The sequence below is a fragment of the Pseudomonas sp. CFBP13528 genome, from assembly GCF_005233615.1.
Classification (GTDB): Bacteria; Pseudomonadota; Gammaproteobacteria; order Pseudomonadales; family Pseudomonadaceae; genus Aquipseudomonas; species Aquipseudomonas fluorescens_AM.
Map to the genome: position 1 here is coordinate 1 of NZ_QGAJ01000013.1, position 16,410 is coordinate 16,410.

At 61.1% G+C, this 16,410-nt stretch carries 14 protein-coding genes; 5 read left to right on the top strand and 9 right to left on the bottom strand.

Annotated elements, in window-relative coordinates; genetic code table 11:
• The 3 genes from PspCFBP13528_RS20460 to PspCFBP13528_RS20470 all read left to right on the top strand — a co-directional run.
• Positions 1-2,225, top strand: a 2,225-nt coding sequence (locus PspCFBP13528_RS20460; RefSeq protein WP_178084449.1) for an RHS repeat-associated core domain-containing protein, incomplete at its 5' end; no start/stop codon positions are given.
• Positions 2,222-2,641 (top strand): Imm50 family immunity protein, encoded by a 420-nt coding sequence (locus PspCFBP13528_RS20465; RefSeq protein WP_101221234.1) that lies wholly within the window; start codon positions 2,222-2,224, stop codon positions 2,639-2,641. The genes PspCFBP13528_RS20460 and PspCFBP13528_RS20465, both read left to right, overlap by 4 nt.
• Before the next feature lie 126 nt (positions 2,642-2,767).
• Positions 2,768-3,130, top strand: a complete 363-nt coding sequence (locus PspCFBP13528_RS20470; protein ID WP_065950354.1) for an Mpo1-like protein — start codon at positions 2,768-2,770, stop codon at positions 3,128-3,130.
• A 3-nt stretch (positions 3,131-3,133) separates the two neighbouring features.
• Here the strand turns inward: PspCFBP13528_RS20470 and PspCFBP13528_RS20475 are convergent, their stop codons facing one another.
• The 3 genes from PspCFBP13528_RS20475 to PspCFBP13528_RS20485 form a co-directional block, all read right to left on the bottom strand.
• Positions 3,134-3,931, bottom strand: coding sequence for an acyl-CoA thioesterase domain-containing protein (locus PspCFBP13528_RS20475; protein ID WP_065950353.1), 798 nt, complete (start codon positions 3,929-3,931; stop codon positions 3,134-3,136).
• Positions 3,932-4,020: 89 nt separating this feature from the next.
• Positions 4,021-4,782, bottom strand: a complete 762-nt coding sequence (locus tag PspCFBP13528_RS20480) for a CHAD domain-containing protein (protein WP_101221233.1) — start codon at positions 4,780-4,782, stop codon at positions 4,021-4,023.
• Between the two features lie 41 nt (positions 4,783-4,823).
• Positions 4,824-5,102, bottom strand: a complete 279-nt coding sequence (locus tag PspCFBP13528_RS20485; protein WP_003238638.1) for a hypothetical protein — start codon at positions 5,100-5,102, stop codon at positions 4,824-4,826.
• A gap of 217 nt (positions 5,103-5,319) precedes the next feature.
• Between PspCFBP13528_RS20485 and PspCFBP13528_RS20490 the strand changes: the two genes are divergently transcribed.
• The gene (locus tag PspCFBP13528_RS20490) at positions 5,320-6,357 is read left to right on the top strand and encodes a patatin-like phospholipase family protein (RefSeq protein ID WP_065950351.1); all 1,038 of its coding nucleotides are present in this window, start codon (positions 5,320-5,322) and stop codon (positions 6,355-6,357) included.
• A gap of 123 nt (positions 6,358-6,480) precedes the next feature.
• Here PspCFBP13528_RS20490 and PspCFBP13528_RS20495 read toward each other — a convergent pair whose 3' ends face one another.
• The 6 genes from PspCFBP13528_RS20495 to kdpF form a co-directional block, all read right to left on the bottom strand.
• Positions 6,481-7,170 (bottom strand): response regulator, encoded by a 690-nt coding sequence (locus tag PspCFBP13528_RS20495; protein ID WP_065950350.1) that lies wholly within the window; start codon positions 7,168-7,170, stop codon positions 6,481-6,483.
• Between the two features lie 130 nt (positions 7,171-7,300).
• Positions 7,301-9,952, bottom strand: coding sequence for a sensor histidine kinase KdpD (locus PspCFBP13528_RS20500; protein ID WP_137201388.1), 2,652 nt, complete (start codon positions 9,950-9,952; stop codon positions 7,301-7,303).
• 130 nt (positions 9,953-10,082) lie between these two features.
• A complete protein-coding gene (kdpC, locus tag PspCFBP13528_RS20505) occupies positions 10,083-10,628 on the bottom strand; it encodes a potassium-transporting ATPase subunit KdpC (RefSeq protein ID WP_065950357.1) in 546 nt (181 codons plus the stop codon).
• 40 nt (positions 10,629-10,668) lie between these two features.
• A complete protein-coding gene (kdpB, locus tag PspCFBP13528_RS20510; protein ID WP_241669124.1) occupies positions 10,669-12,732 on the bottom strand; it encodes a potassium-transporting ATPase subunit KdpB in 2,064 nt (687 codons plus the stop codon).
• An 11-nt stretch (positions 12,733-12,743) separates the two neighbouring features.
• Positions 12,744-14,438: a potassium-transporting ATPase subunit KdpA gene (gene kdpA / locus PspCFBP13528_RS20515; protein ID WP_137201389.1), complete on the bottom strand. Its 1,695-nt coding sequence runs from the start codon at positions 14,436-14,438 to the stop codon at positions 12,744-12,746.
• A gap of 9 nt (positions 14,439-14,447) precedes the next feature.
• On the bottom strand, positions 14,448-14,537 hold the full coding sequence (kdpF, locus tag PspCFBP13528_RS20520) for a K(+)-transporting ATPase subunit F (protein ID WP_003218754.1): 90 nt from the start codon (positions 14,535-14,537) through the stop codon (positions 14,448-14,450).
• Between the two features lie 412 nt (positions 14,538-14,949).
• On the opposite strand from kdpF, the gene eat reads away from it, so the two are divergent.
• Positions 14,950-16,314, top strand: coding sequence for an ethanolamine permease (eat, locus tag PspCFBP13528_RS20525; RefSeq protein WP_065950346.1), 1,365 nt, complete (start codon positions 14,950-14,952; stop codon positions 16,312-16,314).
• Positions 16,315-16,410 lie beyond the last annotated feature (96 nt).

The window sequence follows — 16,410 nt, forward strand, 5'->3', positions numbered from 1 at the left end:
AAGAACAGTTGCCCAACGGTGGGATCAAGCGCTATCGCTATGACGATCTGGGGCGGCGGGTTGCGCGGGAGGATGAGCATGGCGCGCTGACTCAGTATCAATGGGACGCTGTAGGGAGGCTGCTGAAACTGACCCAGCCCGATGGGACTCATCGGGAATTCAGCTACAACCCCTACGGAAAAATCATCGCCGAGCGCGATGAACTCGGCCAGGTCACCCGCTACGAATACGCCGACGGCCTGCACCTGATCAGCCGCCGCATCAATGCCGATGGCACTCAGGTCAAGTACCGCTACGACAACGCCCGCCTTTTGCTGACCGAGATCGAAAACGAAGTCGGCGAAACCTACCAACTGGACTACCACCCCAACGGCCTGATCCGACAGGAGATCGGCTTCGACGGCCAATGCACCGCCTACGCCTACGACCTCAACGGCAACCTGCTGGAAAAGACCGAACACGGCGACGACGGTAGTCAGCTTGTTACCCGCTACGAGCGCGACTATGCCGGTCGTCTCGTAAGAAAAACGCTGCCCGATGGCAACACGGTCGCCTACACCTACGACCGCCAGGGCAACCTCCTCAGCGTCGAAGACGGCCACTGGGCGCTGGCCTACGAGTACGACAAACAAAACCGCCTCACTGCCGAACATCAAGGCTGGGGCACCTTGCGCTACGGCTACGACGCCTGCGGTCAATTAAAAGACCTGCGCCTGCCCGACAACAACCGCCTCACCTTCAACCACGAAAAAGGCGGTCACCTGGCCACCGTCGAACTCAATGGTTCGCTGCTGACCTCCCACCTGTTCAGTGCCGGTCGCGAACACCAACGCCAACAAGGCCAACTGCTCAGCCACTACCACTACGACGACCAAAACCGCCTGCACGCCCACGCCGTCACCCAACAGCAAAACCACCTCTATCAACGCCAATACGACTACGACAAAGCCGGCAACCTCACCCGCCTGCTCGACACCCGCAAAGGCGAACACCGTTACCGCTACGATCCGCTCCAGCGCCTGACCCGCGCAGATCATTCCCAGGACGTCCAGGAGCGCTTCGCCCACAACCCGGCGGGCAACCTGCTGATGCAAGACCGCCCCGGCCCGGACATCGTTGCTGGCAACCGCCTGATGATCCAGGGCGATCACCATTACGACTATGACGCTTTTGGAAATCTAATAAGAGAACGGCGTGGCAAGGGCCATTCACTCGTCACCGAATACCGCTACGACTGCCAGCACCGGCTGATTGGCGTCACCCAACCCAACGGCCAAACCGCGAACTATCGCTATGACCCGTTTGGTCGCCGCATCAGCAAGACCCTCGAAGAGAAAACCACAGAGTTCTTCTGGCAAGGCGACAAGCTGATCGCCGAACACCACGCCGATCGCCATCGCAGCTACCTCTACGAACCCGACAGCTTCCGCCCGCTGGCACTGCTGGAAGGCTTCGGGCCGGAAGGCGTAAAGCCTTACTACTACCAACTCGACCACCTCGGCACACCGCAGGAACTTACAACGCCCGACGGCGAAATCGCCTGGTCCGCCCACTACCGCGCCTACGGCCAGATCGCCCGGCTGGACGTAGGCAAAATCGACAACCCACTACGTTTTCAAGGCCAGTACTACGACCAGGAAAGCGGCCTGCACTACAACCGCCATCGCTACTACCATCCGGATATTGGTCGTTACCTGACGCCGGACCCGGTAAAGCTGGCGGGTGGGATCAATGCGTATCAGTACGTGCCCAACCCAACGGGATGGGTGGATCCGTTAGGGCTAAGCTTCAACTGTCCTGGTTTGGGAACGAAAAGCCCAACCTGTTCTTCTCCGGCCGAGCCGGACATCCCTAATATTTCTAGGAGAGGAGCGTTTCGAGAGGCGAAAAGAGATGCGAATATTCCTATGTCACAACAACCTGATAAAGTCGCCGACGCAAAATCCGGATTAGAAAAACAATACGGAACGGTTAAAATGTCAGATATAAATCAGCGAAGCATTTTAGACAGCTTGGGAAAACCCACTAACACGAGGGTGTACCAATACACGAGAGCCGATGGTTCTATAGTGCTAATTCAGGACCACTCTGCCGGGCATGTATTTGGAGATACAAATAAAAAAGGTGACCAGGGTGCTCACTTCAACCTACGACCTATTGCGACACCCCGAACTGGCAGCGTCCCGGGCACAAAAGACCATTACCCATTCAGGAAAAAAAAATGAAATACTGGAATAGTCTAGAAGAAACTATTTTCTTCAACAAAGTATTTAGTTATCCAGTTGAAATTGGAAAAATCTATATACATTCATTAACCATCGAAAATGACCGACCCGACGTGGGGATTGGTTTTGACATACCAGAATTCCCTGATCGCTTACCTGAAAAATGGAAAAACAAAGGTTATAACACTTGCAGAATTGGCCTAAGCTGCTTAGGAGTGAGCGACTTACGAATAGTAAACCTTCCTAGAAGAGAAGTTTTCATTGCCAATATAAAGCAAGAACACGAGGGTTTTTTATTTACCGCAAAATCTAAAGAAGCCTCTATTGAGTTCAGGGTTAAATGGTTATCTCTAGATGGGCCGTCCGTTTACATAAACTGCCCTGACCCGGATGACCACGATTGGGAAAATCTGTAGTCATAGGCGGCATTCAAATTCTCAGAACGGCAACTATGACCCCCATAGTCAACCCCAATTCGCCGCCCCACCCTCTCCCACCTAAACTCCATCCAAGTTGTTTCAACGGACAGAGGATTCACCATCATGGGCAAACGTCACCCCAATCTCCCCGCCTGGCAATGGCGTCACTACCCACAAAACCATCAGCACCCGGCCAACCTGGCCTTGCACCTGATTGCCGTGCCGCTGTTCATCATCGGCTTCTTGTTGATCGTCTCCGGCGTGTTCAGCCTGAGTCTGGTCAGTGTTGCCATCGGCGTGATCGGCATCCTGGCGGGCCTGGCGTTGCAGCGTCACGGCCATAGCCTGGAAGCCCAGGCCAGTGAGCCGTTCAGCGACCGTAAGGACGCGGTGCAACGCCTGGTGGTCGAGCAATTCGTGACGTTTCCGCGCTTTGTGCTCAGTGGTGGCTGGTGGCGCGCGTGGCGTCGGCGCCACTCGCGTTGAATGTCAGGCGAAGACCACTACGGTCTGGCGGCTGAGCGCGATCAATTCGCCGGTCGGGCTCCAGAGCGCGGCGGCGGCGTGGCCGTAGCCGTCGCGGGCGTGTTCGATGTTGACGTGGTATTGGCACCAGTCAAGGGTGGTCAGGTTCTGCAATGGCTGGATGAACTCGATGGTCCAGGTCAAGGTGCTGCCCGGCGCCGGTTTGCGCAAATGCGGGAGCAACGCCGGGGGCCAGGCATCGACCAGTGCGAGGATGTGCGCCTCGGTCAGCGGTTCCTCCTTCACATCCCCACGCAAACGTACCCAACCGCCCATGTCACGGGATTTATTGCCGGTAAACGGCAGGCCGCCGACGCTCCAGCGCATTGCCAGGTGCCGCATGAATTCGGGCGTGACGCCCTTGATATAGGGCAGCTCCTGGCATTCATCCCACTGTTTGAACACCGGTGGCGGCTCGCTCGCTACATCAATCTCTGACTCACGGGACGCACCGAAACTGGCCTGGACCAGCGTCGCCACTTCACCGTTCTGCACCACACGGCCCAGCAATTGGCTGACGGCCTTGCCTTCGCGCAGCACTTCAACCTGATAACTGGCGGATACATCCGGCGCTACCGGGCCCACGAAGGTGATCGCCAGTGAGCGCAGCGGCCGGTCTGCCGGAACGTGCGAACGCAAGGCCTCGTACTGCAAGGCGGCGACCAAACCACCAAACGTGGCGCGGCCCTGGGCCCATTCGGCGGGAATGGTGACATCCAACGGGTGACTGCGAGCAGCGTCGAGCAAATCACTAAAGCGCATGGCGACCTCACATCAAGCAAACGATGCGGAGATCTTAACCATCCACCCCGCCAGGCACAGCGCCTATTCCGGCCAAAAGCCGGACCGGTTCAGAAACAATCGGCGCCGAGTTTATCCAGTACACGATCCGCCCGTGCCTCGGCCTTGACCATGGCGGCACGCCAGGTCGCAATGCAGGGCTGCAGGTCAGCCTGGTGCTCGGCCTGGAGCAGCCATTGCCAGCAGTCATGCCAGTCACCCAGGACGCCCTGCGCTTTTTTCAAAGCGGCCACGGCGTTGGCCGGCAGCTTGTCCAACTCGGGGTACGCTTCGGCCGCGTAGCGCACACGCTTGATCAGCAAGCGCAAACGGTGGCGATCATGCGCTGGATCCTTGAGCGCGTGATTGAGTGTTTTCCATTGCTTGGCCAGGCGTTTCTGGATGCGTGAGCGCAGGCTCTTGAGCAGTTTCTGGTGTTGGGATGCACGGATAAAGCGTGGAAACGCATCAAGGATCTGCAGCAGCTGGGCCAGCTCCGGGCTTTGCGCCACCTGGCGATAGGCCTCAGGTTGCAGGCGCAGACGACGCTCAGCCGCCTGATGATGCCCGTGCTGGTGCAAGTACGCCGCCAGCACTTCGCGGTCACGCAGCGGCGTGGTCAATTGGCCGACGGTGCGGGCGGCGGATTCAAGCTGTTCGACACCCGGTAACCCGCGCAAGGGCCGCAACAGGCTGCGCAAACGGCGCACCGTGGTGCGCAGATCATGCAAGGCTTCATCGTCGGTGACGGCGGCAAGACGAGCCTGGCAGCTCAGTAATCCCACTTCCAGGCCAATGACCTGAGCAACTAACTGATTGACCAGCGCTGACATCCTGCCCTCCCTTTGCGATGAAAAACTCTGCGGTGGCTAAATCAGCGCCCGGCGCGTGACTCACGGATATAGAAGCGCGCCTTCTCGGCCTTGTTGGAGCAGCCTTCGAACGCTTCGAATTGCTGCTGGGTCTTGGCCCCCGTCAACAGCGACAAAGCCTTGGAGTAGCTGACGGTGCCGGCGAAGCCCTCGGCCTTGGCCAGGTCCAGTTCTTTCCAGGCGGCATCCAACTGCGACCCGCAGCTGTCGCGATACGCGGTTTTCCCGGCACAGCCCGCCAAGGCCAACAGGATCACAGGTACACACATCCAGGCTTTCATTGATGACACCTCAAAATATACAAAATCTGTCGTAGCCTGTAGACGATGCCTACAAGAAAAAGTGCCTTGTCCCTAGCCTGAAATCGGTAGTACCTATTGCCAGAGCATACCCGAGCCTCGTGGCGATTCTGGAAAAATTTTGTCAGGCCTCACCGAGGATTGAAGCCGCCCCCTGGATGGGTGCATTGTGGGCACCTGTTTTGCGAAGGATCTGGTCATGAAGAAACGTGTTGCCTTGGTACTGGGCTCCGGCGGAGCCAGGGGCTACGCCCATATCGGCGTGATCGAAGAAATCGAACGACGCGGCTATGACATCGCCTGTATTGCCGGCTGCTCGATGGGCGCCGTGGTCGGCGGGATCTATGCGGCCGGCAAGCTGGACGAGTATCGACACTGGATCGAAAGCCTGGATTACCTCGACGTATTGCGCCTGGTGGATGTGAGCTTTCGCCTGGGTGCGATTCGCGGTGAAAAGGTGTTCGGGCAGATCCGCAAGATCGTCGGCGAAATCAATATCGAAGACCTGCGCATCCCCTACACCGCCGTGGCCACCGACCTCACCAACCAACAGGAAATCTGGTTCCAGGAAGGCTGCCTGCACCAGGCCATGCGCGCATCGGCAGCGATCCCCAGCCTGTTCACGCCGGTGATGCAAGGCAACCGCATGCTGGTGGACGGTGGTTTGCTCAACCCGTTGCCTATCGTGCCGGTGGTGTCGAGCCATTGCGACTTGATCATTGCGGTCAACCTCAACGCCACCAACCAGAAGCACTATCATCTGCCGGTGATCCAGCGCCCGCCGGCGTTCAAAAGCCGTTTCAACAGCCTGGCAAAATCACTGGGCTCGCACCTGCCGTTCCGCCGCAAGCAGGCCGAGCAGTTGATGAAGCTCGAGCAGGAAGCCTTGCAGGCCCAGGCCGCCGAGATCAACCCGTGGCTGGACTCGGCCGAGCCGGAATCCCAGCAACCCGCCGCCGCGCCGGAGAAGCCCGGCGCGCCGAAGTCGGCCACGGGCTCGTTCATCATCGACAATGTCGGGCCGGCCTCGCTGCTGGACCTGATCAACCAGAGTTTCGAGGTGATGCAGACGTCATTGGCCCAGTACAAAATTGCCGGTTACCCGCCGGACGTGCTGATCAACGTACCAAAGCGGGTGTGCCGTTTTTTCGAGTTCTACAAGGCGCCGGAGCTGATCGCGTTGGGGCGGGAAATTGCCAGTGATACATTGGATCGGTATGAGAGTGAGCAGGCCTGAAATTCAGGGTGTTATAGAGGGCCTCATCGGGGGCAAGCCCCCTCCCACCTTTTGATCGGTGAATACATTCAAAGTGTGGGAGTGGGCTTGCCCGCGAGGAGGCCGGTCCAGACAGCGGTAAACTCAAGCACCCAGCAACCGATACCCCACCCCCGCCTCAGTCACGATAAACCTCGGCTGCGTCGGATCATCCGCCAGCTTCTGGCGCAAATGGCCCACCACAATGCGCAGGTAGTGGCTGTCTTCGGTGTGGGTCGGCCCCCAGATATCCTTGAGCAATTGCTGCTGGGTAATTACCCGCCCAGGATGCCGCGCCAGTTGCGCCAGCACCGCGTACTCCTTGCGGGTCAGTGCCACTTCGGCGCCGTCAAGCAGGACGCGGCGGTAGGCCAGGTCCACGGTCAGCGGGCCGAAACTCAACGCGGCCTCCTGAGCTTCCCCCGTCGGAGCCTGGCGCAATAGTGCGCGCACACGGGCGAGAAACTCCTGAATGCCGAAAGGCTTGGTCACGTAGTCGTTGGCGCCACCGTCAAGGGCTTGGACCTTCTGCGCTTCGCTGGCCCGCACCGAGAGCACCAACACCGGCACCGTCGACCACTCGCGAAACTCGCGCAGCACCTGCTGGCCGTCCATATCGGGCAAGCCCAGGTCAAGTACGAGCAAATCCGGTTTGCTCAGTGCCGCCTGTGCGAGGCCTTCGTTGCCGGTACCGGCTTCGATCACCTTATAGCCTTGGGAGGCCAGGCTGATGCGCAGGAATTTGCGGATCTGCGGTTCGTCATCAATGACGAGAATCGTCGCGGTCTGGCTCATGGTGTCTCAGTTAAAATCAATTAAAACCCAACCAATGTAGGAGCGAGCCTGCTCGCGAAAAACGTCTAGGCGCCGCGTGCATTCAGGAAGCCATCTTTATCGTTAACGACCTTCGCGAGCAAGCTCGCGCCTACAAGTTTTGCTCCAAGGCAGGTTGTGTCGGCAGAGGCAGAAACAAGGTAATACAAGTGCCCCGCCCTTCAATACCGTCGGCCACACTGATGTGCCCGCCGTGCGCGCCGACCATGCCCTGGCAGATCGCCAACCCCAGGCCGGTGCCCTGCCCGCCGCGATCACCGCGCGCAGCGGTGTAGAACATATCGAAGATTTTTGCGCGCTCGTCCTCCGGAATTCCCGGCCCCTCATCGGCTACGGCGAAAAACACTTGGCCGTCCGACACGCCGGCGCTCAACTGCAAGCGGCCCTGGGGCGGCGAAAAGCGCGCGGCGTTTTCCATGACATTGACCAGGGCCTGCTCGATCAACGCCGCATGCACATAGAGCAAGGGCAGGTCCGGCGGCACATCGGTGTCGACCTGCAAAGGCGCCAGCACGGCGCGCAATCGCCCAAGCGCACTGCCGACGATATCACCGGGCGACACCCAATCGCGCGCCAGCTTCAGCGCGCCGTGGCCCAGGCGGGTCATGTCCAGCAGGTTCTGGATATAGCGGTCGAGGCGCTCGGCTTCATCACGGGTACCTTCGAGCAATTCGCGACGGTCCTCCAAAGGGATCGCCTCGCCCAGCGCCAGCAGGCTGTCGATACTGCCGCGCATGGAGGTCAGCGGCGTACGCAAATCGTGGGAGACGGAGGCGAGCAAGGCACTGCGCAGTTGTTCGGTCTCACCGTGCAAACGTGCGGACTCCAATTCCTGCGCCAACTGCGCACGCGCCAACGCCTGGGCCAACGGCTGGCTCAGCGCGGTGAGCAGGCGACGGCGTTGGCCGCTCAACGCCATGCCGGCTTTCGCGCTCACGCCCAGCAAGCCCAGAGGGCCCTCTTCACCCGACAACGGCCACCACCACCAGCGTCCAAATGGCAAGGTGCCGGTGCCCATGCCTGCCGGTTGATCGTGCTGCCAGGCCCAGTCGGCGGCGGCACGTTCGGCCTCGGTGAGGGTCAGCGGCCCGCCGGTCTCGATCGTCCAACCGCCCTGACCATCGCGATTGACCAGGCACAGATCCAACTCATTCCAGCCTTGCAGGTGATGAGCCGCCGCACTGATGACCGCCTGGCGATCCGTGGCGGCGGTGAGCTTGCGTGACAGGTCGAGCAGCTCGCTGGTTTCTTCCTGGGTATCGCGCAGCGCCTGTAATTGCCGACGCTGGCGTGCGGCCAGGTTGCCGGTGAGGGCCGCCATCAACAGGAAAAACAACAGCGTGAGGACGTCTTCTTCACGCTGGATGGCGAAGGAGAAATTCGGCGGGATAAACAGAAAGTCGTAGGTCATGAACGACAACGCCGCGCACACCAGCGAAGGCCCCAGGCTGCTGCGCACCGCCACCAGCAGCACCGCAGCGAGAAATACCAGCGAGATATTCGGCAACGGCAAGACGCTGGACACCCCCCACGCCAAGCCTGCTGCGACAAGGGTGGCCGCCACGGCCAGGGCATAATCGAACCAGCGCAGCCCGCGCACATCCGGCAAGCGCGGTGCCGCAGGTATATCGTCGCTGTCGAGTACGTTGATTTCCAGGCCCCGCGCATTGCGCAGCAAGCGTGCGGCCAGGCCGCCGCCGAACAGCCGTCGACGCCAGCGCATGCGCGACTGTCCCACCAGCAGCAGACTGGCGCGGCGCTCGGCAGCATGCTGGATCAACGTCCTGGCCACCTCGCCGGCCCGCAGCAGCACCACCTCACCGCCCAGGCGTTCAGCCAGTTGCTGGGCATTTTGCAGGCGTAGCCGTGACTGTTCATCCCGCGCACGGCCGTTGTCGATATGCACCAGGCTCCACGGCAAATGTCGCCGCTGGGCGACGCGGCTGGCATGGCGCACCAGACGCTCGGCTTGTGCATCGCCATCGACCCCCACCAGCAGGCGACCCCGCACAGCCGGCGCCGCTTGGCCGAGTTGGCGGTAACCCTGGGCCAGATCGTCGTCGACATGGGCGGCAGCGGTCTGCATGGCCAGCTCGCGCAGGGCCATCAAGTTGGTCTGGGTGAAAAACGCATCGATGGCCGCACGCGCCTGTTCCGGCACATACACCTTGCCGTCGCGCAGGCGCTCGAGCAATTCGCGGGACGGCAAATCGATCAGCAGCAGTTCATCGGCCTCCTGCAGCACCCAGTCCGGCAGGGTTTCACGCACCTGCACACCGGTGATGCCACGCACCTGGTCATTGAGACTTTCCAGATGCTGGACGTTGACGGTGGTGAACACGTTGATGCCGGCCGCCAGCAGCTCCTGGATGTCCTGCCAGCGCTTTTCATGACGGCTGCCGGGGGCATTGCTATGGGCAAGCTCGTCGACCAGCACCAGCTTGGGCTTCGCCGCGAGCAGGCCGTCGAGGTCCATTTCTTCAAGCATTACGCCACGGTATTCGCTGCGTAACAGCGGCTGCTGCGGCAAACCGCTGAGCAAGGCTTCAGTCTCGGCGCGGCCGTGGGTCTCGACCACGCCGGCAATCAGACCCACGCCTTGGCGCAGTTGAGTATGGGCAGCCTGGAGCATGGCGTAGGTCTTGCCTACGCCGGGCGCGGCGCCGAGGAAAACTTTGAGCCGGCCACGGCCGTTGCGGGGCAGATCGGCTAGCAGGGCATCGGCGCGGCCGGAGTCGCTCATGTTGTGGTCCTTCAAAAATTTCGATGTAGGAGCAAGCTTGCTCGCGAAAAACCCCAGAGCGCCACGCTGACTCTGGATGCCCGCGTCATCGTTTAACGACCTTCGCGAGCAAGCTCGCTCCTACAGGGGGTCAGAGTTTTTCCAGGGCCATGTTCAGGGCCAGCACGTTTACTACGGGCGGGCCTACCAACGGGCTTTCGATGTGTTCATCCAACAGCCGCTGCAAGGTCGACACCGGTACATTTCGTGCGGCCGCCACTCGCGCCAGTTGATAGGCAATTGCCTCGGGTGGCAAGTGTGGATCGAGCCCGCTGCCGGAGGTCGTCAGCGAGGCCAACGGTACCGGCCCCTGGCCTGGCACCTGTTGTTTATTCGCGTCGTCAAAGATACGCGCGGCCAGCGCGGGGTTGCTCGGGCCAAGGTTGCTGGCGCTGCTGGAAACCGTCGCGAACGCGCCGGCCGAAGGGCGTGGGTGGAACCAGCCGTCGCCGCTGAAATCCTGGGCGATCAGGCTGGAGCCGCGCACCTTGCCGCTGGCATCGCGCACCAGGCTGCCGTTGGCCTGGTCCGCAAAGGCCACTTGCGCGACACCGGTCACCACCAGCGGGTAGGCGACGCCGGTGATCAGGGTCATGAGTACCAGCAGGCTCAGGGCCGGGCGGATTATATTAGTCATCATCAAATCCTCGTTGAATCGGGCCATAAAGACCGCAGGGTTACACCAGGTGCAGCGCCGTCAGCAGCATGTCGATCGCCTTGATGCCCACAAAGGGCACCAGCAGCCCACCCAGGCCGTAGATCAGCAGGTTGCGTCGCAACAATGCGGCCGCACTCGCGGCCTGCACACGCACCCCGCGCAGGGCCAGGGGAATCAGCACCACGATGATCAGCGCGTTGAACACGATGGCCGACAGGATCGCGCTCTGCGGGCTCTGCAAGTGCATGACGTTGAGCACGCCCAGTTGCGGATAGATCGCGGCAAATAGCGCCGGCAGAATCGCGAAGTACTTGGCCACATCGTTGGCGATGGAAAAGGTGGTCAGTGCGCCCCGGGTCACCAGCAACTCCTTGCCGATCTGCACCACATCCAGCAGCTTGGTCGGATCGCTGTCGAGGTCGACCATGTTCGCGGCTTCGCGTGCAGCCTGGGTACCATCGTTCATCGCCATGCCGACGTCGGCCTGGGCCAGTGCCGGGGCGTCGTTGGCACCGTCGCCGCACATGGCGACCAGACGGCCGTCGTTCTGTTCATGGCGGATACGCGCCAGTTTCTTCTCAGGCGTGGCTTCAGCCAGTACATCATCCACGCCGGCTTCAGCGGCAATCGCCGCGGCGGTCAGCGGGTTGTCGCCGGTGACCATCACGGTACGAATGCCCAACGTGCGCAGCTCGGCAAAACGCTCGCGAATCCCGGGCTTGACCACGTCTTTGAGATGGATCGCACCGAGTAACTTGCCATCGGCGCACACCAGCAACGGCGTGCCGCCACTCTGGGCAATCTTGTCGATTTCCCGCGACAGCGCAGGTAACAGGTCGCTGCGTTGCTGGCCGATAAACGCCAGCAGCGAATCCACCGCGCCCTTGCGGAAGACGCGGCCCTGGTAGTCGACACCGGATAACCGGGTTTCGGCGCTGAAGGGTACGGCGGTCAGTTGGTCCAGCGTCGGCTCGGCCTGGGGGTGCAAGGCGCGCAGGTATTCAACGATAGACTTGCCTTCCGCCGTGTCATCGCCCAGGGAGGCGAACAACGCGCCTTCAGCCACTTCCCGGCCACTGACACCGGGCGCCGCAACCACGGCCGAACAACGACGGTTACCAAAGGTGATGGTGCCGGTCTTGTCCAGCAGCAACACATGCACATCCCCTGCCGCTTCCACCGCGCGACCGGACTTGGCGATCACGTTCAGGCGCACCAGACGGTCCATGCCGGCAATGCCGATGGCCGAGAGCAAACCGCCAATGGTCGTGGGAATCAGCGTCACCAGCAGTGCGACCAGGAACACCAGAGGCAGGCTGCCATTGGCGAAGTGCGCGAACGGCTGCAGGGTTACCACCACCAGCAGGAAAATCAGGGTGAGGCCGATCAGCAGGATATCCAGCGCAACTTCGTTGGGGGTTTTCTGGCGTTTGGCGCCTTCCACCAGTGCGATCATGCGGTCCAGGGTCGACTCGCCGGGGTTGGCGGTGATGCGGATCAGCAGCCAGTCCGACACCAGGCGGGTGTTGCCGGTGACGGCCGAGCGGTCGCCGCCGGACTCGCGGATCACCGGGGCGGACTCGCCGGTAATCGCCGCTTCGTTGACCGCGGCGATACCTTCGATCACTTCGCCGTCGCCAGGAATCATTTCGCCTGCCGCGACGCGCACCACATCACCTTTGCGCAGGCTGGTGGCCGGGACCACCTTGAAGCTGCCGTCGGCCTCCTTGCGGCGCGCGCTCAGGCCTTCACTGCCAGCCTTGAGGCTGTCGGCGCGGGCCTTGCCACGGCCTTCGGCCAAGGCTTCAGCGAAGTTGGCGAACAGCACAGTGAACCACAGCCACACTGCGATTTGCACGGCCACGAAGGTCGGCACGCTGGTATCGGGCACAAAGCACAGCACGGTGGTGAGAATGGCGGTCAGCTCGACCACCAACATGACCGGAGAGCGTTGCAGTTGACGGGGGTCCAGCTTGACGAACGCCTGGACCAGCGCCGGGCGCCACAACGCAGAGATCGCGGTCTTGGCGGGCTCCTGAGTGCGCGCAGGGGCAGCATTTTTTACAGACATGTTCATTCTCATATCCCCTTAACTTAGAAGCCCATGCTCAGGTGTTCAGCAATCGGGCCCAGCGCCAGTGTCGGCAGAAACGTCAGGCCGCCCACCAGCAAAATGGTCACGGTCAACAGCGTCACGAACAACGGGCCGTGGGTCGGAAAACTGTTCTGGCCAATCGGTGCGGTCTTCTTCATCGCCAGGCTACCGGCCAGGGCCAGTACCGGGAGGATGTAACCGAAACGGCCGATCAACATGCCCAGCCCGAGCATCAAGTTGTGAAACGCGGTGTTGCCACTGAAACCGCCGAACGCCGAACCGTTGTTGGCACTGGCCGAGGTGTAGGCGTAGAGCAACTGGCTGAAACCGTGGGGCCCAGGGTTGCTGATGGCTCCGGCCGGGCCTGGCAGGCTCGCGGCGATGGCACCCAGCACGAGCACACCCACCGGCATCACCAGCAGAGTCACCACCAGCAATTGCACTTCCTTGGCCTGAAGTTTCTTGCCCAGGTATTCCGGGGTGCGGCCGATCATCAGCCCGGCAAGGAACACCGCGATCAACACGTTGAGCAACATGCCGTACATACCGGCACCGACGCCGCCGAAGATCACTTCACCGACCATCATGTTGACCAGCGCCACCATGCCGCTCAGAGGGCTGAGGCTGTCCTGCATGCCGTTGACCGATCCGTTGGAGGCCGCGGTGGTGGTTACCGACCAGAGCACCGTGCCGGTGGTGCCGAAGCGTGTTTCCTTGCCTTCCAGCGGCGCGGTGTGTTCCACGGCCGGGTTGTTCAGGGTCGGATTGGGCTGGTACTCGGACCACAGCGACGTCGCGCCGCCAATCAGGAACAAGGCCAGCATGCACGCGAGAATCGCGCGGCTCTGACGCAGGTCTTTGACGTAGTGGCCGAAGGTGAACACCAGGGCGACCGGGATCAGGATGATTGATGCCACTTCAAAGAGGTTGGCCCAGGCCGTCGGGTCTTCAAACGGATGCGCCGAGTTCACCCCAAAGAAGCCGCCGCCATTGGTGCCCAGTTGCTTGATCGCAATCTGGCTGGCTGCCGGGCCCAGGGGAATGACTTGATCCACACCTTGCAGCGTCATGGCATCAACGTAATGGGCGAAGGTCTGCGGCACACCCTGCCATACCAGGAACAGTGCCAGCACCAGGCATAGCGGCAGCAAGCCGTAGAGAGTGGCGCGGGTCATGTCGACCCAGAAATTACCCAAGGTCGTGGCGGATTTGCGACCGATCCCACGGCAAAGCGCGACCAGGACTGCCAGGCCGGTGGCGGCACTGACGAAGTTCTGCACGGTAAGGCCGACCATCTGGCTGAGATAACTCAGGGAGGCTTCGCCGCTGTAGTTCTGCCAGTTGGTATTGGTCATGAAACTGACCGCTGTGTTGAACGCCAGCGTCCATTCCTGGCCCGGCAATTTCTGCGGGTTGAGTGGGAGGTAGTCCTGGAATAACAGAATCGAGAACAACAGTAAGAAGCCCGCAAGGTTGAACGCGAGCAAGGCCAGCATGTATTTCTGCCAGCTCTGTTCCTGCTGGGCGTCTACGCCCGACAGGCGATAACAGGCGTTTTCCACCGGCCCCAAAACCGGCGTCAACCAGGTGCGCTGACCTTCCATCACCTTGTAATAGAACCGCCCCAGAAACGGTGCCGGCACCAGTACCACGGCGAAGAAGGCGATGATCAGCCAATAGTCATAACTGTGCATAGCCCGCTCCTAGTTCCGATCCGCGCGTAACAGCGCAACCAGCAGATAAATGAACAGCGCCACGGCCAATAGCAGTGACACCCCGTCCAGAACGCTCATGGAAGTTTCTCCGTTTAACGGCGAGTGCCGCGTGTGGGGCAATTGTCCGCAGGAGGGGTGTAAAGGAACGAGAGCGAGGCGGGGCGCGGGGCGTAAAGATGGCGTAAAGAGTGGCTTTATGCAGGGTTTACAGGGGGATTTGCGGTGGCTCGCAAGGCCTCGTCGCGGGCAAGCCCACTCCCACCTTTTGATCGCGTTTTTCAGGCCCGACGCGGTGCACTGTGGGAGCCGGGTTTGCCCGCGATGGCAGCAGTCCAGGCACTATCGCCCTTATCTGGTGCGCACCAAGCCGTGTTCGAACGCCAAACCGTCTCGCCCGCGACATAGGCACTGCTTTGCGACAGGATTGCCAAGCCTGGCATAGCCACTGCAACAACCTGAATCATTCCAACCGTTCAGGGAACTCCTCACAATGAACACACAACTCAAACCCACCTTGGGCACGCTGCATCTCTGGGGCATCGCTGTCGGGCTGGTGATTTCCGGCGAGTACTTCGGCTGGAGCTACGGCTGGGGTGTCGCCGGCACACTGGGCTTTCTGGTGACCTCATTGATGGTCGCCGCGATGTACACCTGCTTCATCTTCAGCTTCACCGAACTGACCACGGCGATTCCCCACGCCGGCGGACCCTTTGCCTACAGCCGCCGCGCCTTCGGTGAGAAAGGCGGCTTGATTGCCGGCCTGGCAACCCTGATCGAATTTGTCTTCGCGCCACCCGCCATCGCCTTGGCCATCGGCGCCTACCTCAACGTGCAGTTCCCAGCACTGGACCCGAAACACGCCGCCGTCGGCGCCTACATCGTGTTCATGGGCCTGAACATCCTCGGCGTGAAACTCGCCGCCACCTTCGAACTGGTGGTCTGCGTACTCGCTGTCGCCGAACTGCTGGTGTTCATGGGCGTCGTTGCCCCGGCGTTCAGCTTCAGCAACTTCGCCCTGAACGGCTGGGCCGGCTCCGACACCTTCGGTGCCCCGGCGATTGCCGGCATGTTCGCCGCAATTCCCTTCGCCATCTGGTTCTTCCTCGCCATCGAAGGCGCGGCCATGGCCGCCGAAGAAGCCAAAGATCCCAAGCGCACCATTCCAAAAGCCTACATCAGCGGCATTCTCACCCTGGTAATCCTGGCCATGGGCGTGATGTTCTTCGCGGGCGGCGTGGGCGACTGGCGCACCCTGTCAAACATCAACGACCCGCTGCCCCAGGCGATGAAAACCGTGGTGGGCGAAAGCTCCGGCTGGTTGCACATGCTGGTATGGATCGGCCTGTTCGGCCTGGTGGCGAGTTTCCACGGCATCATCCTCGGCTACTCGCGCCAGTTCTTCGCTCTGGCGCGCGCCGGTTACCTGCCGCCTTTCCTGGCCAAACTGTCGCGATTTCAGACGCCTCACCGCGCCATCATCGCCGGCGGCGTGGTCGGCATCGCGGCCATCTACAGCGACGGCCTGATCAACCTGGGTGGCATGACCCTGACCGCCGCGATGATCACTATGGCTGTGTTCGGTGCCATCGTCATGTACATCATGAGCATGCTCAGCCTGTTCAGATTGCGCAAAACCGAACCGCTGCTGGAGCGGACTTTCCGCGCACCGGGCTACCCCATCGTGCCGGGTATCGCGTTGGTACTGGCAGCGGTGTGCCTGGTGGCGATGGCCTGGTTCAATACACTGATCGGGTTGATCTTCCTTGGCTTCATGGCCGTGGGCTTCATCTACTTCCAACTGACCGCCCAGGATCGCGCCGATGCGCCGGCGGATGCGATGTTGACCGGGTTATAAGGTTCGCGAGGCAGAACGGGCCTACAATGAACTACTCAGAACGCCCGTAACTCAAAGCAGTTATTACCGTGGGAAAATTCTCCCCCGGCAATCTGC